This window comes from Paraburkholderia diazotrophica (assembly GCF_038900755.1).
GTDB lineage: Bacteria > Pseudomonadota > Gammaproteobacteria > Burkholderiales > Burkholderiaceae > Paraburkholderia > Paraburkholderia diazotrophica_A.
In genome coordinates, this window is record NZ_JBBPEN010000005.1 from 319,000 (window position 1) to 338,714 (window position 19,715).

Below are 19,715 nucleotides of genomic sequence, written 5' to 3' on the forward strand. Positions count from 1 at the left end.
TGCGACGCCGCGTGGAAGATTGCAACGTGACAGCGCGCGATGCGCGAGACCGCTATTGCGATGGACAACGGAGAGACACGCGGAATGGATCAGCATCTGGCAAACCTGGACGTGCACGAGGCGTGGCGCATCGTACCCGTTCTCGTCGTGCTATTCGGTGCGATTTCGTTGTTGCGCTGGCGCGGGCTCGATGCGCAGGAGATTCGCGCAGACGGGCGCGCTCGCAATATCGACAGTCTGCGTGGATTCCTCGCGCTGGGTGTCTTCCTCGCGCACGCTTCGGGCTACTTCACCTACATGCGCGTCGGATTCTGGGGACCGGGACCCGACCTGTTCTTCAATCAGCTTGGCAATGTCGGCGTATCGGTGTTTTTCGTCATCACGAGCTACCTGTTCTGGGGCAAAGCCATCGCCGCATCCGCGCGCGTGCATCGCGCCGCCGACTATCGCAGGTATCTGTTTTCGCTCTACCTGTCGCGCTTTTTTCGCGTCGCCCCGCTCTTCTACTTCGTGTTCTGCGTCACGCTTCTGATCGTGTTCTCGGCGACGGGTCTGCATCTGAACGTGAGTCCCGCGAAGCTCGCGAAGGAAATCGCCAACTGGATGGCGCTCGGCCTCGGCGCAAACGTATGGATCAACGGAAGCTCCGAGCCGCCCGTGATGTTCGGAATGGTGTGGACGCTCGCGTGGGAGTGGTACTTCTATTTCTCGCTCGCGGTGACATCGCTGATCGCCTTCGTCCCAAGGCTGCGCACCGCGTTCGTCGTGCTGCTTTTCTTCGTATCGGCGGCATTCAGTGTCGATGCGCGCTTCGGCGTGTCGTCGTATCTGATGCTGTTCAGCATCGGCATGATGGCCGCTTCGTTGCCGCGCAGCAGCTTTCGGCTCGACACGATACCCGCGCATGCGCGCTCGCTGGCTGCAATCGCATTGATCGCGCTCGCGTATGCGGGCGTCGGCGCTTCGAACGCGGTGGTCCAGAACCTGCTGATCGCCGCGTTCTTCTATCTGGTCCTGACGGGCTGCGACCTCTTCGGCCTGTTGAAATCGCGGGGCGCCCAGCGGCTGGGCGCCATCAGCTATGGCATCTATCTGACGCACGGCGTCTGCCTGCATCTGGTGTTCGGGAACGCGTCGCTGCGGCAGTTCTCGACGGGCTCGATCACGCAGTACTGGATCGTCGTGCTGATCGCGGGCGCGCTGGTCGTCGCGATGTCCTGTGCGACGTATGTGATGATCGAGCGTCCCGGCATCGCGCTGGGCCGTGCGTTGCTGGCGCGTCGGGGATGGAAAGAGAAAACGCCGCAGTCCGGCACGGACGCGCAGACTGCGGCGGCAACGTGAGTCGAGCCTGGTCGATGGCTCGACGCGTCGTCAGTGCGCCTGCATCTTCGAAAACAGATTGAGCACGACGACGCCCGCGACGATCAGGCCGAGCCCCGCCACCGCCGCGAGATCGGGCACCTGGCGATACAGCACGATCGCCACCAGCGTGATCAGCACGATGCCGACGCCCGACCAGATCGCATAGACGATCCCCACGGGCAGGCTCTTCAACGTCAGCGACAGGCAGTAAAACGAAATGCCGTAGCCGAGCAGCACGACGAGCGCGGGCACCGCGCGCGTAAAGCCTTCCGACGCGCGCAGCGCGGAGGTTGCGATCACTTCGGCGACGATCGCGATCGCGAGCAGCACATAGGGCGGCACGCTCATGCGTCACGCCTTCGCAAGCGCGAGCTTGCTGTAATCGTGGCCCAGTTGCGCGCACAGCGCCTCGACGACGAGCTCGTGATCCGCGCGTTGCGGCAGTCCCGACACCGTCACCGATCCGATCACGCCTGCGCCCTTTACTGTCAACGGAAACGCGCCGCCATGCGACGCATAGTCGGATACGGCGAGGCCGTGCTTGTCCGCGAGCGTCGCGCCCGACTGCTGCAGCTTCAGGCCGACGCCGTACGAGCTGCGGCGGAAATGCGCGACGGTGTTGCCCTTGCGGCGCGCCCAATCGACGTTGTCGGGTGTCGCGCCTTCGAGCGTGCAGAAGAAGAGCGGCTGGCCGAACGTGCGGATATCGATCGCCAGCGCGAGGCCGCGCGCTTTCGCGATCTCATGCAGATACGCGCCGAGTTGCCATGCGCTGTCGGCATCGAAATGGGGGAAGACGAGCGCATGTTCCTGCGCGGCGATCGACTGCAAGTCGTGAGCGATGTCCATGGCGTGTCGAGTAGCAAAATGGGTGCATATGCCGCGCATGCGAGAACCAGAACGAACGGCTTGCGCGGCATAGGGGAACGGCGATTCTAGCGCAGGCATCGCGCGCGCCGCCTGCCATGCTCGCACATCGGCGGCGCGCGTTCGAGACGGGTGTCGCGGCAGGCCAATTGCGTGTCGCTTCACACGCTTTCCAGTCGATTCTTAAAAAACAATTGCATCGACCCTGCGTTTGCCATATAATCTTTTCTTCGACGGACGCGGGGTGGAGCAGTCTGGCAGCTCGTCGGGCTCATAACCCGAAGGTCGTAGGTTCAAATCCTACCCCCGCAACCAAGTCCAGCATTGGCAGCCTCCGTCGCACCATCAAACCCGCCCATCGGCGGGTTTTTTGTTTTGGGGTCGGCCTCGTTTGCGCGAATGCCTTCGCGCCGAACCGCCCGGCCACCGCGCCAGGCGTCATCGTGAACGCGCGAGCCGGTGATACACTCGCATCACCATTCTCCGTCCCCTCTCTATGAAATTCTGTTCCGTCTGCGGCCAGGCAGTGAGCCTGAGCATTCCGCCCGGCGACAACCGGGAGCGCTTCGTCTGCGCGAGCTGCGGCACCGTGCACTACCAGAATCCGCGCAACGTGGTCGGCACTGTTCCCGTGTGGGACGACAAGGTGCTGCTGTGCCGCCGCGCGATCGAGCCGCGCTACGGCTACTGGACGCTCCCCGCAGGCTTCATGGAAATGGGCGAGACCACGTCGGAGGCCGCCGCGCGCGAGACGCTGGAGGAAGCCGGCGCGCGCGTCGAAGTGCAGAACCTGTTTTCGCTGCTGAACGTGCCGCACGTGCATCAGGTGCATCTGTTCTATCTCGCGCGGCTGCTCGATCTCGACATCGAAGCGGGCGAAGAGAGCCTCGAAGTGCGGCTCTTCGAGGAGCACGACATTCCGTGGAATGACATCGCGTTCCCGACCGTCGCGCAGACGCTGCGCTTCTTCTTCACCGACCGCGCATCCGGCAACTACGGCCTGCATACGGGCGACATCTTCCGCTCGCTGCGCGACGGCTGACGTCACGACAACCAAGGCAGCATGGTTCCCTGGCTAGGCCCCGACGATCCGTTTCCGCCCGTCGAACGCGCGCTGTCCGCGGCGAGCGGCGCACCCGGCCTGCTCGCCGCGAGCGCCGACCTGCTGCCTTCGCGGCTGATCGATGCGTACCGGCGCGGCATTTTCCCGTGGTATTCGGACGGCCAGCCCGTGCTCTGGTGGACGCCCGATCCGCGCATGATCCTGCGTCCGCGCGAGTTCAAGGTCTCGCCGTCGCTGAAGAAGACGCTCAAGCGCGTGTTGCGCGACGACGCCTGGGAGATCCGCGTCGACGTCGACTTTCCCGCCGTGATGCGCGCCTGCGCGCTCGCGCCGCGTCACGGCCAGCGCGGCACGTGGATCACGTCGGATGTGATCGAAGCGTATACGTCGCTGCATCGCCACGGCGACGCGCACAGTGTCGAGACGTGGCATCGCGGCAAACGCGTCGGCGGTTTGTACGGCGTGTCGTTCGGCAAGATGTTCTTCGGCGAATCGATGTATGCGGAAGTCACGGATGCGTCGAAAATCGCGCTCTCCGCGCTCGTCTTCCACTTGCGACGCCATGAAATAGAAATGATAGACTGCCAGCAGAACACGTCTCATCTGGCGTCGCTGGGCGGCCGCGAGATCGCGCGCAAGGCGTTTGTCGCGCATGTGCGTGCTTGCGTCGACGCCGCGCCGATCCCCTGGCCGTTCGACAAGACTGTGCTGCGCGATCTGATCATGCCGGCGCTGCCGTCGGCGTGATGTGAGCGTCGCCGCGCCGCCGACGACAACCGCGATGGACGTGTCCGTCCGGCATTTTGCGGGCCAATTGCCACCTTCACCAGCAATTGCCGGCAGACAGCCGGATTTGCAAAACCAGAAACGCTTCGAGAGCTGCTAACGTGACTCACCCGAATGAGCTGCCGCTTTCACCGCTTTCGGCGCTGCAATTCTATGCAACAGCGCCTTACCCTTGCAGCTATCTGGAAGGGCGCGTCGCGCGCTCGCAGGTCGCCACGCCCAGCCATCTGATCAACTCCGACGTCTACACCGAACTCGTTCGCGCAGGCTTTCGCCGCTCGGGTGTGTTCACGTACCGCCCCTATTGCGACGGCTGCCGCGCATGCGTGCCCGTGCGCGTGCCCGTCGAGCGCTTCAAGCCGAACCGCACGCAGCGCCGCGTATGGAAAAAGCACGGCGATCTGATCGCGACCGTCGCCCCGTTGCATTACGACGAAGAGCACTATGCGCTCTACATGCGCTATCAGTCGGCGCGGCACGCGGGCGGAGGCATGGACCGCGACAGCCGCGACCAGTACGAGCAATTCCTGCTGCAAAGCCGGATCAATTCGCGCCTCGTCGAATTCCGCGAGCCGGCCAATCCCGGCTATGCGGGTCATCCGGACATGCCCGGCACGCTGCGCATGGTCAGCATGATCGACATTCTCGGCGACGGGCTGTCGTCGGTGTACACGTTCTTCGATCCCGACCAGCCGCACACGAGCTACGGCACCTACAACATCCTCTGGCAGATCGAACAGGCGCGCAACCTGAAGCTGCCGCACGTGTATCTCGGCTACTGGATACGCGAGAGCCCGAAAATGGCCTACAAGGCCAATTTCACGCCGCTCGAAGGGCTTTTCGACGGCACGTGGAAAGTGCTCGATCCCGTCGCGCCCGACCTCTCGCCCGTCGATTCCGCCAAGGCCGGCTCGCGCGTGCTGCACATCACCCGCGGTTGAGCGAGTAGCCGCACCTCTCGCGCGGGGCTCGCGACTATCCGCTCCTGGCGCCCGACGCCGTTTCGCGACGCGCGTCTCGCCTCACAATCCGCCTGTCCGCGCGAGAGCGCACTGCGCACCGCGCACCGCGCAAGAAATCCGAATCGCCCATAGCCGCTGCGCCGAACCGTTAAAATAGCGGGTTCTCATTTTTCAGCCGCCAGGCGCCCCGCCGTGTTCAGTTCTCTTTATCCGCTCGTACGCGCTCAACTCTTTCGCATGGACGCGGAAGACGCCCACCATCTGACCTTGCGCCTGCTCGGCGCCGCCGGACGCGCCGGCGTGGCGAGCGCGCTCGCGCCGCGCGTGCCCGATTCGCCGCGCACCGTGATGGGCCTCACGTTCAGGAATCCCGTCGGACTCGCGGCCGGGCTGGACAAGGACGGCGCGTGCATCGACGGCCTGGCCGCGCTCGGTTTCGGTTTCATCGAAGTCGGCACGGTGACGCCGCGCGCGCAGCCGGGTAATCCGCGCCCGCGCATGTTCCGCCTGCCGCAGGCAAATGCCGTGATCAACCGGATGGGCTTCAACAACGCGGGCGTCGAGCAGTTCGTGAAGAACGTGCAGGCTGCGCGCTATCGCGGCGTGCTCGGCCTGAACATCGGCAAGAACGCCGACACGCCCATCGAGCGCGCCGCTGATGACTACCTGTACTGCCTCGAGCGCGTCTATCCGTTCGCGAGCTATGTGACCGTCAACATTTCGTCGCCGAACACGAAGAATCTGCGCCAGCTGCAAGGCGCCGACGAACTCGACGCATTGCTCGCGGCGCTCAAGGACAAGCAGCAGCGCCTCGCCGATCTGCACGGCAAGCTCGTGCCGCTCGCGCTGAAGATCGCGCCCGATCTCGACGACGAGCAGATCAAGGCGATCGCCGACACGCTGTTGCGTCACAGGTTCGAAGGCGTGATCGCGACCAACACGACGCTGTCGCGCGCGGCCGTGCAAGGCCTGCCGCACGCCGACGAAGCGGGCGGCCTGTCGGGACGGCCGGTGTTCGATGCATCGAATGAAGTGATCAGCAAGCTGCATGCGCAGGTCGGCAACGACGTGCCGATCATCGGCGTGGGCGGCATTTTTTCGGGCGCGGACGCTCAGGCGAAGCTCGACGCGGGCGCGTCGCTCGTGCAGCTCTATACGGGCTTCATCTATCGCGGCCCTGCCCTCGTCGCCGAATGCGCGCAGGCGCTGGCGAAGCGCCCGGCGTAATCATCGAGGCCGCGCCGCGCGTGGGCGCATCCACGCGCGCAAAACGGTATCACGAAGCGGTATCACGAAGCGGCATCACGAAGCGGCATCAAGGAATCGGCATCGAGGAATCGGCATCAAGAACGGGCATCGAAGCCCATATGTCTCCCGCGGCATCACCGCACGGCCGCCAACGCATCGAGCCGCGCGCCGAAGCGATCCAACCGCGGCTTGTAGTAATGGTCGGGATCGAGCGAATACGCGACGCGGCGCGTGCGCCCCATCAGCTCGGCACGCGGAAAAAAACCGAAGTAGCGCGAGTCCGCGCTGTCGTCGCGATTGTCGCCGAGCATCAGATACTCGCCGGGCGGCACCGTCAGGGGGCCGAACGAGCTGCGCGGGCTCGGCGCGAGTTCCGAGAGCCGCACGACGTGCGAGAACCCCGCGAAGCGCTCGGTCAGATAATCGCCGGGCGACACGGCGTCGCCGGGCAGCGGCGCGAGCGCGAGCGGCTGATAGCTCGCGCGCGCGCCGTTCACATACAGCACGTTGTCGCGCATCTCGACGGTGTCGCCGGGCAGGCCGATCAGGCGCTTCACAATCAGTTCGTGCGCCGCCGACGAATCGATCGTCACGATGTCGCCGCGCTGCGGATCGTGCAGATGCACAAGCGCGATATGCGTGAGCGGAATGCGCAGATCGTAGGCCATCTTGTCAACGAGGATGCGATCGCCCTCGCGTATCGTCGGCAGCATCGAGCCGCTCGGCACGACGTTCCAGTCGGCGATCGCGCTACGAAACAGCACCATCAGAACAATAAACGCAACGAGACTCTTGTTCTCGCGCCACAGCCGGACCAGCATGCGCATGATCGCGCTCCTTTCTACGACACCTGAAGGAAAACGAAAGCGGACCGGGGAAATCCGGTCCGCGCTGATCCTACCACTGCGCATGGGATGCGGGCAGTTTCACTCGCAGGGAAACGTCAACCCCAGCGCCGCGCGCGCCGCATCGGCCATCGAGATCATCTGGTGCGACTTCGCGTGCGTCATGATCGGGCTTTCGAGCTGCCCGGCGCGAATCAGGTCGCAGAAGTGCTGCGTCTCGTAGTTGAGGCCGCCGCCTTCGAACGGCGCGTCGAGCTCGACGACACGCCCGTCCGTGTAACGCACCGTCGCGCGCGACGGATTCCACCAGTTCTCGTGAATCGTCACGTTGCCGCGCGTGCCCGCGATGAACGCATCGCCCTTGCCGAACAGGTCGAGCCCGCAAAAGAGCTGCGCGATGCCGTTTTCGTGCCGGCTGTTGAGGCTCGCGAACGTATCGACGCCCGTCGGTCCGAGGCGTCCCAGCGTCTGCACGTCGAGCGGCGCGCCGAGCCAGTCGACGGCGAGAAACATCTCGTAGATGCCGATATCGAGCAGCGCGCCGCCCGCGTGTTCGAACGACAGTGACGGATGATCGTCGGGCACGCCGGGCACCGAGCAGCCCGCGCGCACGAGGCCGATATCGCCGATGGGATCGGCGGAAAGATGCTCGCGCAGTTTCAGATAGAGCGGATAGAACGGCGGCTTCATCGCTTCCATGAAGAGCCGCTGCGAAGCGCGCGCGCTATCGATCACGCGCGCGAGCTGCGCCGCGTTCACCGTCGCGGGCTTTTCGCACAGCACGTGAATACCGGCGTCGAGCGCGGCGCACGCGTATTGCGCATGGCTGTCCTGCATCGTCGCGATATACAGCGCGTCGATTCCGCTTCGAAGCAGCGCGTCGAAGCTCTCGGCCGCTTCGCCGCCGTGCTGCTGCGCGAACGCATCGGCGGGCGCGCGGCGGCGCGACCATACGGCCGCGAGGCGCGTGTTCGGGACGTGCGCGAGGCTCTGCGCGAAGCGGTGGGCGATGCGGCCAGCGCCCACGATGCCCCAGCGTATCGTTGCGTGATGTGCGGACGTGTCGTGCGTAGCTGCGTTGTTCATCGGTCGCAAGAAAATCCTGATCGGTGAGTGACAGCCGACATTGTCGCCGATGTCGTCTCCCACTTCGCCGGACAGGCGCTTGCGGCCTGGCGGAATTCTGCTTGCGGCCTATTCCGTCTGCGCGTCGGGCATCGCCACGCTCAGGCGGCTCATCGAATAGTCGATCACCGCCATCGACGCCGCTTCCGCTTCCTTCGCATCGTGCCGCTCGATCGCCTCGACGACGCGCGAATGCAGCTTCACCGTTTCTTCCCATGCGCCCGGCGGCTGCTCGACGAGCGGCTTGAGCGCCGACAGCGCGCCGCGAATGATGGCCGCCATCTGCTGGAAGAACTGGTTGCCGCTCGCGACGACGATGCGCGTATGCAGCGCTTCGTCCGCCGTCTGATGACCGGGCTCGCCGGGCGGGCTGGTGCGGAACGCCTCGAACGCATCGCGGATCGCGGCGATGTCCGACGCGTTGCCGCGCGTCGCCGCCTGTGCCGCGGCGCGCGGCTCGATCAGCACGCGGAACTCGATCACGTCGCGCAGAAACATCGGATCGGGCTTCGCGCGAAAGCGCCAGTTCACGACGTCCTCGTCGATCATGCGCCAGTCGTGCATCGGGCGTATGCGCGTGCCGATCTTCGGCCGCACGTCGAGCATGTGCCGCGCGAGCAGCATCGACAGCGCCTCGCGCATCACCGTTCGGCTCACGTCGAATTCCTTCGACAAGACGTCTTGCGGTGGGAGCACCGCGCCGTATTTTTCTTCGACGATCCCGGTCACGAGCCCGTCCATGACCTTGCTGACCAAGGATCGTTCTTTATTGGTTTGTTCCATCATGCTCTTCTCCCCGATGAGGCGTTTCTCGCCTGCCATAAGTGTTGATCACGGGCCCTCGTGTCAGCTTCTGATAGGTAGTCAACAGTACGTTGCTTCGCTTTATCTGGATATGCCAGTCGGGAATCACCTTGACAGGGTATTCCCTCCGATGAATTGTTTCTTTCGTGTAACGCGTCGTGAAGCGAAGTGACGCGGCGCATCGCGAGCGCGCGCGCAACGGGGAAAAATTGCATCGAAGAAAGGCCGGCAAGCATTTGTCCGCCATCCATCCGTTACTTTGATTACGCCGTTGCGGATCGCATCGATTAGCAGTCCGCATACACGTGCCCGGTCCAGTCCGCCAATTGCGGCGCACAATCCGCCTTCTGCTATTCCTCCATCAACAGCGTCCGTTCGCCACCGACGCGTAGCGCCCGCCGAAAAACACCAGCGGCGCCTGTTCGTCGAGCGAAAAAACCAGCACTTCACCGATGAACAACGTGTGATCGCCGCAAGGATGCCGGTCGACGATACGTGCTGCAAAACGTGCAACCGCGCTCTCCAGCAGCATCACGCCAGGCAGTCCGTCGACGGCGGCGAAACAGGGCACGAGCCATGTCTGCGGTTCGCCCGCGAAATGGCGGCTGTGCGGTTCCTGGTCATTCGACAGCACGCTCACGCCGAAGTGCGTGTCGTCCATCAACCTTTCGTGCATCCGCGCGCGCGTGCCGACGGACACGACGATCAGCGGCGGATTCAGCGAGCCCGACATGAACGCGTTGGCCGTCATCGCATGCAACGATTCACCGCAGCCGCTCGATATCACGACGACGCCTGTTGCAAAGCGGCCGAGGGCGTGGCGAAAGCGGCGCTCGTCGAAGACAGGTGCGCGTGCAACGTCTATGGCGTCGACGGGGAGCCTTCTGGCATTCATCTGCGATCCTCGCTCCATGCCAAACCTCGTTCATCGTCCGCGCGCGATGCGACGCTTCGACACTGCACTGCGCGGCATGCAACCATTGAAGCAACCGTGAACAGTTTTCACTGTTCGTGAGCACACGTAGCCTGACGAATTAGCCGATCGCGACTGCATTGCGGCGAATACGCGTTCCGGCGACGCGCCGACGCAATGCGCCAAGGCAACGTCGTCGAGCAACGTCGTGTGTTACGAGCCGATGACCGCACGCCGATACTAGCGATCAGTGCGCGCGACTGCTGTTCGATACATCACATTGCGGAACGGGCGCCGTCGTTGTCGTCACGGTAATGCGTGGGTAAGGGGTGGCCTGATGTCGAAACCCGCCCCATGGATATGGGTTTGAGTCGTGGGTGTGAGTCGTGGGTGTGAGTCGTGGGTGTGAGTCGTGGGTGTGAGTCGTGGGTGTGAGTCGTGGGTTTGAGTCGTGGGTCCGAGTCGTGGGCGCGGACGTGAATCCGCTCGCCCTGGCGTGACGCCGCTTGCGCACGGCGTCACGCGGGCGCATCCGTCATGCCGCCGGCTGCGTGTCCGGCACGGGCGCCGGGTTCGCCGGCTTGCGCGCGATGAAGTGAAACCACCAGGCATCGCTCGTTTGCGTCTCATCGGGAATGGACTGTCCGTTGCAGCTATTGAACACGGCATCGATGTCGAACCCGATCTGCTGGAGCTGCCGCCGTTGCTCGCGCAGCGTCGTATAGACGATCACAATGCCGAAGTAATGCGCGGCGGCCGTCTTGATCGAATAGCCCTCGAAGTCGCGGTGCAGCTTCGCGTTGCGGCGGTAGTTGTAGATGGATTGCGGCAACTGGTGCATCGCGCGCAACACGCGCCAGCCGAATCGCGCAGGGTTGATCGAGAAACGCGGCAGCAGCTTGCGCGGGCTCTCGTGAAAGCCGGGGCCTTCGCGATTGTGACTCGAGAACAGCACCAGGCCGCCAGGCTTCGTCACGCGGTACATCTCGCGCAGAATGCGCTCGCGGTCTGCATAGTCGACGCAATCGATGCCGTTCCAGCTGAACGCGCACAACGCAAAGTGACCGGACGGCAGCGCCGCCATGTTGCGCGCGTCCATCAGCCGGAGATCGACGCCGGGAAAGCGCCGCTGCGACTGCTCGAGCAGCTTGGCGGTGTAATCGATGCCCACGTAGTTCGTCGACATTTCCCGCATCAGCGGCACCGTGCGGCCCGCGCCGATGCCGATATCGAGCAGCGGCTGTCCCGCGCATTCGGAGGCGACCCAGGCGAATGCGGCCTCTTCGCCGGGATCGCTCCAGGTTTTCTCCGTGTTGAATTCGCGCCACGCATCGCGTGAATTCCACGCCTGCTGGTTGATGCGATCCATTGGAAGTCCCAAGGTCATGAACTCACTCCGTCAGAATAGGTTCCGTGCGGCGTCGGAACCGACACCGCGGCTGCAGCCCTGTCGCCCTTCGCGTCCTCTCGCGGCATGAAACCGGAATGCCCACGCACGGAGGATGCCTCGACAAAGCTATCGAACAACCAGTGGTTCGCCCCCGTGATCGCGGCCTCGCGTGCTTCGCGCGTGAAGAGCGCGTGATCGAGCCGCGGCAAAGTCATCGTTCGTACGCCGGGGTAGCGCCGCAATGCGCGCAGCCTCGAGCCGAACTGGATCTTGAGTTCTTCGATTCCAAGATCGAACTCGCCATACGCGAGCCGAACGTTGGCGCCCTTGTCATGCAGCTTCTGCATCAGATCATGTACATCGTTCTTCGACAGCGAAATGCCCGTGCAGGACCTGACCCATTCGGCGGCGCGCAGACCCGCGCTGCGCGCGAGGCGCGTCGACAGGCCGCGTATCACGCGCATGAGCGAGCTCTCGCCGCGCAGCACGCGCTTCCATTTGTCGATGCTCAGCGCCGAGCGGCGCAATACGGCAGAAGGCGCGAGCCCCGCCGTCGCCTCCGTCAGTTCGATGCCGTCCCAGATGAATTTCTGCAGGTTCACGCCATAGCAGCCGACGATCTGCGGATGCTGCGCGCACGCATGCAGACTCACGAACGCGCCGCCGCACACGCCGAACGCGACGATGCGCGCGTGGCCCTGCGCGATCAGCCAGTCGGCGCCCGCCATCGCGTCGAGCGGGGACTGGTCCGCGTAAATCGTATCCAGATCGACGTGCGGCGCGACGGGCGAACTGTCGCCGAGTCCGCCCAGATCCATGCGCAGCGACGCGATCCCTTGCGCGGCAAGCAGCCGGGCGAACAGCACGAAGATGCGGCCATCGCCGATATGGTGGCTCGCGCCCGTATTGACGAACAGGACGGCGGGCGCATCGGCGCGCGGCACATCCGGTCTGCAATGGATGCCGAAATAATTGCCGAACACGACGGGATATTCGCTCGCGCCTTCGCGCGCGAGCCGCAACATGAGCGCCTCGCCGCGCGTGGCGTTTCCTTCGCATGCAGCGGCCCGATCCGTGCGCACAACAGGCGCAATGGACGCAACAGGTGCATCGCGCCGTTCGGCGCTGCCGCCCGCCGCGAGCCACATCGTGACGGCTGCGAACGCGTGAACAGGCTCGACGCTGTACAACGCCTCGATGAGAAACCGGTCGGACTCGTCGAACGGCTGACGCTCGACTTCGACGCCATGACCAACGTAGTGCTGCGCGAGCGCGGCAAGCCGTGCGCGGTCGGTCGATTCGAAAATCAGCACGCGTCTCGCAGGCGCGCGCGTATCGTCGCGCAGATCGACGGCGGCAAGCTGCGCGATGTCGTCGCCATGCAGCCCGAAGCCGAACGCTTCGACATACGCGGCGTTATCGGGGATCGGCACCGCGTTGATGCCCGCCGGCGTGCTGAGCCAGCCCTGACGATGCGCGCGCAGCTCGCGGATATAACTCTTGCCCAGCACCACGGGCGACAGCATCACGAGGCCGTCGATGTCGCCGATCCGCTGCGCGGCGAGCGCGGCGAGCGTCGCGCCGAGCCTCAGCCCGCACAGCGATACGCGCTCGACGTCCGTGCGCTCGCGCAGGCATCGCACGGCACTGGCGATGCTGGCGATCCACGCGTCGATGCGCCCCACGTCCTCTTCCACGCCCGCCGAGTCGCCTGCGCCCGGATAGTCGAAGCGCAACGCGGGCATGCCCGCCGCCGACAGCCGCTGCGCCAGCGCGCGCCATCCGCGATGCGTGCATAGCGCGTCGTAGCCGAACGGGTTGCACAACACGACACCGTGCCGCCCCTGCGCCGGATGGAGCCAGCCGAAACAGTCGTCGAAAACGACAGGTGTCATCGAAGTCCCTGAACGCGAGGTTCACGCCTGACCGCCGCAACCCACGCTGTCGCATCGACGGCAAGCTGCGCGGCTTCCCTGATTGAACGAAACGAAGAGCGGCATCCTCGACGTTGCCCGTGATTTAAACAATCCCGCCCCGACGAATCTGTACGCCGACCCACACTAGCGTGCGATGCACAAAACCCTCGGCGCGGAACAGGCGTGACCGTCACGCCGATCATCCAGACAGGCTCACGAAACGCTTCGATGCGAGCCGGCACCATGAGCATCGACGGTGCGCGGACGCACAAACGCCGCCGCGCGAGGCTGGCAGAATCGGACAACCGATGCCCGGTCCGCCTGTCCGCGACGGGCACCTTCTCGATTCTCGACACGGGCGCGGCACATGAGGCAGATGGAAACCACGCAGGACCGCGCGGGCAGCGCCGACGGCGGCACGCGGGCAGCGAGCGCCGCGCCAGCCACGACGGCGCCGCAAGCGAACGTCATGCGCGCTCGCGCCGCCGCATGGTTTCCGTTCGCCGTCGCGGGTGTCGTCGCACTCGCGCTGCTGCTTCGTCTGCCGACGCTCTCCGGCCGCTCGATCTGGATGGACGAGGCCTACAGCTACTGGTTCTCCCATCTGTCATGGACGGATCTGTGGACGAAGACGCCCGCTTACGAAACCCATCCGCCCTTCTACTACTCGCTGCTGAAGCTGTGGACCGCGTGGGCAGGCACATCGGAAGCCGGCATGCGTTCGCTGTCGGTGCTGGCGAGCGTCGTCACGGTTGCGCTGACGGCCTTCGCGCCGCGTCTGCTGCGGCTGCCGAAGCGCTACGAGAGTATCGGCATCGCGGCCGCCGTGCTGCTCGCCGTCAACGAAGGCAATATCGAATACGCGCAACAGGCGCGTCCGTATGCGCTCCAGACACTGTTCTGCACGCTGCTGATCCTGCTGACGGCGAGCATGCTGCGCCGCATGTTCGACGCGCAGCGCGAGCAAGCGCGAATCGAACATGGCGCGCGCCTCGCGGTGCTGTCGGGGATCGCGGGCGGCATCGTGCTCTGGCTGCACAATACAAGCCCCTTCATCATCTTCAGCAACTCGGTCGCGAGCTTTGCCGCGATCGCGCTGTTCTCCCGCTACAGGCGCGCCGACCTGTTGCTCGCGGCCGGCTCGCTCGCGCTCAGCCTGCTCATATGGAGCCCGTGCGTGCCGATCCTGCTGATCGAAAGCCGCACGGTCGCCTCCGCGTTCTGGGTGACGATCTCGCCGAAGATGCTCATCTGGCCTTATACGCTCGCGGCGGGGGGCAAGTACGCGTTCATCCCCGCGGCAGCCGTCGCCGTACTCGCGTGGCTCAGCATGTTCCGCAACAACCGCGGCCTGGCGATCTATGCCGCTTCGATGCTGCTCTTGCCCGTGCTGTGCATCTTTACGATCTCGTATCTGTTCACGCCTGTCTTCATCACGCGCACCTTCGCGTGGATGGCGCCGCTCTTTCTCTTCGTGGTCTCGCTGGGACTGTTCGGGGCCGTCCCGTCGCCGGGCCTGCGTCGTGGCTTGCTGGCCGTGCTGATCGCGCTGGGCCTTGTGCAGTGCGTCGGCTATTACCGCACGCCGACGGAAGACCTGCGCGGCGCGGTGCGATATCTGCGCGACAACGTTCGCGCCGGCGATGCAGTGCTGCTCTATCCGAACGAGATGGAAGTGGGGCTGCACTACTACGCACGACATCTGGCCCACCCGTTCGACGTTGAAGCCGTCCCCGCGCGCTATCCGGCGCTGGGCCTCGGGCGCCCCTATCTCGGCAGCAACAAAGGCGCGCCCGCGGCGATAGAAAGCGACCGGGCGCAGATCGATGCATTGCTGGCGACGCATCCGCGCGTCTGGCTCGTCGGCGCCTGGCAAGACGCCGATGGCGTGCCGAACGTCGTGAGCAGCGAACTCATCAGGCAGCGCGGCAAGCCCGCTGCGTCCGCCGATTTCTTCGGAATCGGCATCGCGCTGTTCGGCAGATAGACGGCTGCATCGTCCGCATCGCCCGCAAGAGCCAACTTCCAGCGCCTCGGATCGAATCGCATACAGCCATCGGCGAGACGGCTCGTACAAAACTCGGCGGCTTGGTTGCCTCGAGCACAGAACGCCGTGCGACGGCGCCGCACAATCCACGGCAAGGCGCGCGATCGACGGACGGCTGCGCGAACACGGCCTGCCGGGCTGCCGTCACGTCAGCCGCTACACAATGCGAAAGACAACGCGAAAGGGAGCATCACGATGGGGTGGAAAGGCTCGCTCGCCGAAGTGCCGCTTTGGGTTGCAGGCCGACTGGGTCCGCAGCCCATCGGCGCGCGCAATGAGGCGCCCCGCAGCATTCTCGTGCTGCGGCCGAACGATCTCGGTGACCTGCTGACGACAACGCCCATCTTCGAAGCCTTGCGACGGCGTTTTCCCGATGCCCGGCTCGTGGCGGGCATCGGCCGCTGGGGCCGCGCGATCGTCGAAAACAATCCGTTCGTCGATGAAATCCTCGAGCTCGACGCCCCGTGGCACAACAAGATCGTGCCCGACCAGTCGATGGGCGCCGCGCTGCGTTTCATCCGCGATTCGGCGCAGGTGCGCGCGGCACGCGAGCTCGGCGGCTTCGACGTGGGCATCGATGTGCTCGGCAGTCAGTTCGGCCTGCTGCTGATGCTGCGCCTCGGCGTTCGCTACCGGATCGGCGTGCGCGGCTATCGCGGCGGCTGGAGCGGCTGTCACGACCATATCCGGTTCTCGCCGATGGTCCATGTGTCGCGCGCGGCCCTCGCGCAAGCCGAACTGCTAGGCGTACATGACCTGCCCGAAGCGAGGCCGCAACTGTATCTGACCGACTTCGAGCGGGTCCAGGCGGCCCATGTGTGGCGCGCGGGCACCGTCGCGGGACATCGCCCCGTGCGGCTTCTTGCCGGATGCGCGGCGGGCCTGCCCGACAAGAGCTGGGCGCCCGAGGCGCTCGGCGAAGCGCTCGGCCGCGTCTCGCGCGCGCTCGCCGATGCGGGCGGCAGCGACATCGTCATCGTCGGCGGCGCAGCGGAAAAGTCCTGTGCGCAAACGGTGATCGAGCACAGCGGCGCCGCGGCCGGCATACGCTCGCTCGCCGGTCAGACGCCGCTGCGCGCGACCTTCGCGCTCGTCGAGCAGGCCGACGTCGTAATCACGAATCCATCGATGCTGTTGCACGCGGCGGCGGCGTTCAGGCGGCCGACGGTCGCCGTGCTCGGCGGGCCCTTCGGAGACGCGCGCGGGCACGACGGCGTATGGGGTTACTCCGCGCCTTACGGCAGCGTCGGGCCCGAGAATGCTGAGTCGTATGGCCACCTGTCCGGCTGGCCGAGCGTCGAGCGCGTCGTGCAGGCCATTCTGGACAAGATCGCCGGGCAGGCTGTCTCCCATCGTCCCGACCGGCTGTCGATCGGCCTCAACTGAAGCGCGCCGGATCCCCAATGCAATCATCGAGACCCAGTCTGAAGCGCAACGGCATCGCCAACCTACTTGGCGGCGCGCTGCCGATCATCGTTTCGCTGATCACGGTGCCCCTCTACCTGAAGCACATCGGCGCGGAGCGCTACGGCGTGCTCGCGATCGTCTGGACCTTGCAAGGCTATTTCGGCTACTTCGACTTCGGGCTGTCGACGGCGACGGCCAACCGCATCGCGCAGCTATCCGATGCGCCCGCGCGCGAGCGGGAGTCCGTGTTCTGGACGGCGCTCGTCCTCAACGCGCTGTTCGGGACGCTCGGCGGCATCATCCTGTACTTCGCCGGAAGCTTTCTGTTCGCGCACTTCCATATCGCTCCGTCGATCAGCGCGGAAGTTATCGAAGCGCTGCCGTTCATCGCCTGCGCGATTCCCATTGCGACGCTGACATCCGTGTTCGTCGGTGCGCTCGGCGGACGCGAGCAGTTCGGAGCCCTGAACGCCGCGCAGTTCGCGGGCGTGCTGATCTTCCAGACGGTTCCGTTGCTAGCGGCGCTGCTGATCGCGCCGCAATTGCAGTACGTGATCCGCGCGGCCATGCTCGGCAGCGGCGTATCACTGCTGATTCTGCTGTTCGTCGCGATCCGCGTATTTCCGCTGCGCTTCGACGCCCCGCCGCAGCGCCGCCATCTTAAGCCGCTGTTTTCGTATGGCGCGGCCATCATGGTCAGCAATTTCCTGAGCCCGCTGCTGGATTCCGCCGACCGGCTGATGATCGGCAGCATTCTGGGACCGCAACCCGTCGCGTGGTATCAGGTGCCGTTCAATCTCGCGACCCGTGCGAAGATTCTGCCCGCCGTCTTCTCTCGCACGCTGTTCCCGCGCCTGTCCGCGTTGCCGGCACGCGACGCCGTCGAGCTCGCCGTGCGCGCGACGCACGCATTGTGCGTGCTGATCACGCCGCCGATCGTATTCGGCATCTTCCTGATGCAGCCGTTCATCACGCTGTGGGTCGGCCACGACTTCGCCGCGCGCACGACGTCGATCGGCGAAATCATTCTGATCGGCGTCTGGGCGAACGCGCTCGCGCACATACCCGGCAGCCATCTGGCGGCAAGCGGCCGGCCCGGCATCGTCGCGTGGTTCCATACGCTGCAGGCCGCTCCGCTGGTCGCGCTGCTCTGGTGGACGCTGCATCATTTCGGTCTGGTCGGCGCGGCATTTTCATGGACGTTCCGCTACATCGCGGAGACCGTGCTGCTGTTCTGGGCCGCGAAACTGGGCGGCGGCCTCGCGCGCTACCTCGTGCCGCCGACGCTGCTCGTCAGCGGATCATTTATCGCGACTATCGTGTTCCCGCCGACGTCGATCGCGCGTCACGTGTGCTGGTTCGTGATGGTGGCGGCATCGCTCGCATGGGCGCTGCATGCCGAACCGGAATGGCGCAAGCGCGCCATGCACGAGCTGCGGCACATCGTGTCGAAACGCTTTCGCTCGCGTTCGGCCTTCGACGCCGCCATGCCCGCAAGCGCGACGCCGCCGCCCGCGAGCGCCGGCGAACCCGTCGCGCGTCAGTAACGAGCCGCATGTCGACATCGTAGCGGCCCGGCATCGCTGCTTGCGAAGCATGCGAATACACAAGCGGCGCCGATGTGGTGGCGCGCACAGATTCTCGCCACACGGTCGCGCACAGTGACAGCAATCGCTGGACGTGCGCCCATGTACAAATCGCGCCAGTGGTGTCGCGGGCTCGCGGCCCCGGTCGCCGACCGGGCGCCGGATCATGTCGCAGCCGGTCGTGAATACGGGCATTGGTTACGGGGCAGTCATGCGCAAACAGGCAACGATCGATTCATTCGAAGGCGCTCGCGGGCTCGCCGCGTTGCTGGTCGCGCTCTATCACTTCAGCCTCTTCGACAGCTTCGGGCTGCCGTATCCCGGCTTCATCCGGCACGGGTATCTGTTCGTCGATCTGTTCTTCGTGCTGAGCGGATTCGTGATCTGCTCGTCCTATGAGCGCCGCCTGAACGACGGCGCGGACTTCTGGACTTTCGTGATCCGCCGCTTCGGGCGGCTCTTTCCACTGCTCGTGTTTTCCACGCTGATCTACGTGCTGCTGCCCAACGCGTATGTGCTGGCGAAGCAGATACTCGTCGCATTCGGACATCAGGGCATGTTCAGAAATCCGGTGGCGTTCGATTACGCCATGCCATCGGCCGCCGAGATATTCACGACGCTGACGATGACGCACGGCCTCGGCATGTTCGATCATGCAATCCTCAACTACGCGAGCTGGAGCATCAGCACCGAGTTCTACACGTACCTACTGTTCGCAGGCGTGTGCATCGCGCTGCCGCCGCGCGCGCGGCTCGTGGCGATGGCCGTGCTCAGCGTGCTCGCGTATGCCGTCACCTGCTGGGCAAGCATCGTGTGGCACGACTGCATCGCGAAGACGCGATGTCTCGACGTCACCTACGACTTCGGCTTCGCGCGTTGCGTCGCCTCGTTCTTCATGGGATGCGCGGCGTTTCATGTCGCGCGCTACGCGGCCTCGCACGCGAACAGGCTGCAAGGCATCGCGCTCGCGGCGACGGCCGTCGTGTTCGCGTGCCTCGCCGATGCCCCCGCGATCGCGCTTGTGCTGCCGCTCGTGTTCACGCTGCTGATCCTTTCGCTCTCATCGGATCGCGGCTGGGCGGCGAGCATGCTCAAGATGCGCGTCGCGCAGATACTTGGGCAGCGCTCCTATTCGATCTATCTGATGCACCCGCCGCTCATCTGCGCGTTCGGCTATGTCGTGCGTGGCGCGTGGGGGCCCGCGATGGGCGCAGCCGTGCTGCTCGCGTATGTCGTCGCGCTGATTGGCGTCTCGGGGCTGACGTATCGCTTCATCGAAGTGCCCGCTCGCGACGCGTTCAACCGCTGGGCAGCAAGACTGCGCGCGACGCAAAGCGCCGAATACTTCGCGCGTCAGGACTGAAACGCGGCAGCCGTGAACGGCATCGGGA

At 65.1% G+C, this 19,715-nt stretch carries 17 protein-coding genes and 1 tRNA gene; 10 read left to right on the forward strand and 8 right to left on the reverse strand.

Annotated features, from left to right (window positions below; translation table 11 throughout):
- Nucleotides 1-84: 84 nt before the first annotated feature.
- Nucleotides 85-1,344: an acyltransferase gene (locus AABE10_RS18410; protein WP_342934690.1), complete on the forward strand. Its 1,260-nt coding sequence runs from the start codon at nt 85-87 to the stop codon at nt 1,342-1,344.
- Nucleotides 1,345-1,374: 30 nt separating this feature from the next.
- Here the strand turns inward: AABE10_RS18410 and AABE10_RS18415 are convergent, their stop codons facing one another.
- Nucleotides 1,375-1,707, reverse strand: a complete 333-nt coding sequence (locus tag AABE10_RS18415; RefSeq protein WP_177200292.1) for a DMT family transporter — start codon at nt 1,705-1,707, stop codon at nt 1,375-1,377.
- Between the two features lie 9 nt (nt 1,708-1,716).
- Entirely contained in the window at nt 1,717-2,214 is a 498-nt protein-coding gene (locus AABE10_RS18420) for a heme-degrading domain-containing protein (protein WP_087739203.1), read from the reverse strand.
- 256 nt (nt 2,215-2,470) lie between these two features.
- Here AABE10_RS18420 and AABE10_RS18425 point away from each other — a divergent pair.
- The 5 genes from AABE10_RS18425 to AABE10_RS18445 all read left to right on the forward strand — a co-directional run bounded on the left by AABE10_RS18425 (nt 2,471) and on the right by AABE10_RS18445 (nt 6,270).
- Nucleotides 2,471-2,547: transfer RNA gene (locus tag AABE10_RS18425), tRNA-Met, on the forward strand.
- A 181-nt stretch (nt 2,548-2,728) separates the two neighbouring features.
- Entirely contained in the window at nt 2,729-3,274 is a 546-nt protein-coding gene (locus AABE10_RS18430; protein WP_342934692.1) for an NUDIX hydrolase, read from the forward strand.
- 21 nt (nt 3,275-3,295) lie between these two features.
- The gene (gene aat / locus AABE10_RS18435; protein WP_342934693.1) at nt 3,296-4,042 is read left to right on the forward strand and encodes a leucyl/phenylalanyl-tRNA--protein transferase; all 747 of its coding nucleotides are present in this window, start codon (nt 3,296-3,298) and stop codon (nt 4,040-4,042) included.
- Nucleotides 4,043-4,182: 140 nt separating this feature from the next.
- On the forward strand, nt 4,183-5,022 hold the full coding sequence (locus AABE10_RS18440) for an arginyltransferase (protein WP_342934694.1): 840 nt from the start codon (nt 4,183-4,185) through the stop codon (nt 5,020-5,022).
- 213 nt (nt 5,023-5,235) lie between these two features.
- Nucleotides 5,236-6,270 (forward strand): quinone-dependent dihydroorotate dehydrogenase, encoded by a 1,035-nt coding sequence (locus AABE10_RS18445; protein WP_342934695.1) that lies wholly within the window; start codon nt 5,236-5,238, stop codon nt 6,268-6,270.
- A 155-nt stretch (nt 6,271-6,425) separates the two neighbouring features.
- On the opposite strand, the gene lepB is transcribed toward AABE10_RS18445, so the two are convergent.
- From lepB to AABE10_RS18475, 6 genes are all read right to left on the reverse strand, one after another.
- On the reverse strand, nt 6,426-7,118 hold the full coding sequence (gene lepB, locus AABE10_RS18450; RefSeq protein ID WP_342934696.1) for a signal peptidase I: 693 nt from the start codon (nt 7,116-7,118) through the stop codon (nt 6,426-6,428).
- A gap of 99 nt (nt 7,119-7,217) precedes the next feature.
- A complete protein-coding gene (locus AABE10_RS18455; RefSeq protein ID WP_342934697.1) occupies nt 7,218-8,222 on the reverse strand; it encodes a Gfo/Idh/MocA family oxidoreductase in 1,005 nt (334 codons plus the stop codon).
- 108 nt (nt 8,223-8,330) lie between these two features.
- Nucleotides 8,331-9,044: a FadR/GntR family transcriptional regulator gene (locus AABE10_RS18460; protein WP_342934902.1), complete on the reverse strand. Its 714-nt coding sequence runs from the start codon at nt 9,042-9,044 to the stop codon at nt 8,331-8,333.
- Between the two features lie 382 nt (nt 9,045-9,426).
- Nucleotides 9,427-9,960: a flavin reductase family protein gene (locus AABE10_RS18465; protein WP_342934698.1), complete on the reverse strand. Its 534-nt coding sequence runs from the start codon at nt 9,958-9,960 to the stop codon at nt 9,427-9,429.
- 553 nt (nt 9,961-10,513) lie between these two features.
- Nucleotides 10,514-11,365: a class I SAM-dependent methyltransferase gene (locus tag AABE10_RS18470; protein ID WP_342934699.1), complete on the reverse strand. Its 852-nt coding sequence runs from the start codon at nt 11,363-11,365 to the stop codon at nt 10,514-10,516.
- Nucleotides 11,362-13,263 (reverse strand): alpha/beta hydrolase, encoded by a 1,902-nt coding sequence (locus AABE10_RS18475; protein WP_342934700.1) that lies wholly within the window; start codon nt 13,261-13,263, stop codon nt 11,362-11,364. Before AABE10_RS18475 ends, AABE10_RS18470 begins: the two co-directional genes overlap by 4 nt.
- A 397-nt stretch (nt 13,264-13,660) precedes the next feature.
- Here AABE10_RS18475 and AABE10_RS18480 point away from each other — a divergent pair, with 397 nt between their 5' ends.
- The 4 genes from AABE10_RS18480 (at nt 13,661) to AABE10_RS18495 (ending at nt 19,687) form a co-directional block, all read left to right on the forward strand.
- Complete coding sequence (locus AABE10_RS18480) at nt 13,661-15,271, forward strand: hypothetical protein (protein ID WP_342934701.1); 1,611 nt, start codon at nt 13,661-13,663, stop codon at nt 15,269-15,271.
- Nucleotides 15,272-15,526: 255 nt separating this feature from the next.
- The gene (locus tag AABE10_RS18485; RefSeq protein ID WP_342934702.1) at nt 15,527-16,717 is read left to right on the forward strand and encodes a glycosyltransferase family 9 protein; all 1,191 of its coding nucleotides are present in this window, start codon (nt 15,527-15,529) and stop codon (nt 16,715-16,717) included.
- 17 nt (nt 16,718-16,734) lie between these two features.
- On the forward strand, nt 16,735-18,285 hold the full coding sequence (locus AABE10_RS18490) for a flippase (RefSeq protein WP_342934703.1): 1,551 nt from the start codon (nt 16,735-16,737) through the stop codon (nt 18,283-18,285).
- Between the two features lie 205 nt (nt 18,286-18,490).
- The gene (locus AABE10_RS18495; RefSeq protein WP_342934704.1) at nt 18,491-19,687 is read left to right on the forward strand and encodes an acyltransferase; all 1,197 of its coding nucleotides are present in this window, start codon (nt 18,491-18,493) and stop codon (nt 19,685-19,687) included.
- Nucleotides 19,688-19,715: the final 28 nt, after the last annotated feature.

Excerpts from the sequence above, each read along its gene's own strand:
- AABE10_RS18410 (WP_342934690.1), top strand. The coding sequence starts at position 85 with ATGGATCAGCATCTGGCAAACCTGGACGTGCACGAGGCGTGGCGCATC.
- AABE10_RS18420 (WP_087739203.1), bottom strand. The coding sequence starts at position 2,214 with ATGGACATCGCTCACGACTTGCAGTCGATCGCCGCGCAGGAACATGCG.
- AABE10_RS18430 (WP_342934692.1), top strand. The coding sequence starts at position 2,729 with ATGAAATTCTGTTCCGTCTGCGGCCAGGCAGTGAGCCTGAGCATTCCG.
- aat (WP_342934693.1), top strand. The coding sequence starts at position 3,296 with ATGGTTCCCTGGCTAGGCCCCGACGATCCGTTTCCGCCCGTCGAACGC.
- lepB (WP_342934696.1), bottom strand. The coding sequence starts at position 7,118 with ATGCGCATGCTGGTCCGGCTGTGGCGCGAGAACAAGAGTCTCGTTGCG.
- AABE10_RS18455 (WP_342934697.1), bottom strand. The coding sequence starts at position 8,222 with ATGAACAACGCAGCTACGCACGACACGTCCGCACATCACGCAACGATA.
- AABE10_RS18460 (WP_342934902.1), bottom strand. The coding sequence starts at position 9,044 with ATGGAACAAACCAATAAAGAACGATCCTTGGTCAGCAAGGTCATGGAC.
- AABE10_RS18465 (WP_342934698.1), bottom strand. The coding sequence starts at position 9,960 with ATGAATGCCAGAAGGCTCCCCGTCGACGCCATAGACGTTGCACGCGCA.
- AABE10_RS18470 (WP_342934699.1), bottom strand. The coding sequence starts at position 11,365 with ATGACCTTGGGACTTCCAATGGATCGCATCAACCAGCAGGCGTGGAAT.
- AABE10_RS18475 (WP_342934700.1), bottom strand. The coding sequence starts at position 13,263 with ATGACACCTGTCGTTTTCGACGACTGTTTCGGCTGGCTCCATCCGGCG.
- AABE10_RS18480 (WP_342934701.1), top strand. The coding sequence starts at position 13,661 with ATGGAAACCACGCAGGACCGCGCGGGCAGCGCCGACGGCGGCACGCGG.
- AABE10_RS18485 (WP_342934702.1), top strand. The coding sequence starts at position 15,527 with ATGGGGTGGAAAGGCTCGCTCGCCGAAGTGCCGCTTTGGGTTGCAGGC.
- AABE10_RS18490 (WP_342934703.1), top strand. The coding sequence starts at position 16,735 with ATGCAATCATCGAGACCCAGTCTGAAGCGCAACGGCATCGCCAACCTA.
- AABE10_RS18495 (WP_342934704.1), top strand. The coding sequence starts at position 18,491 with ATGTCGCAGCCGGTCGTGAATACGGGCATTGGTTACGGGGCAGTCATG.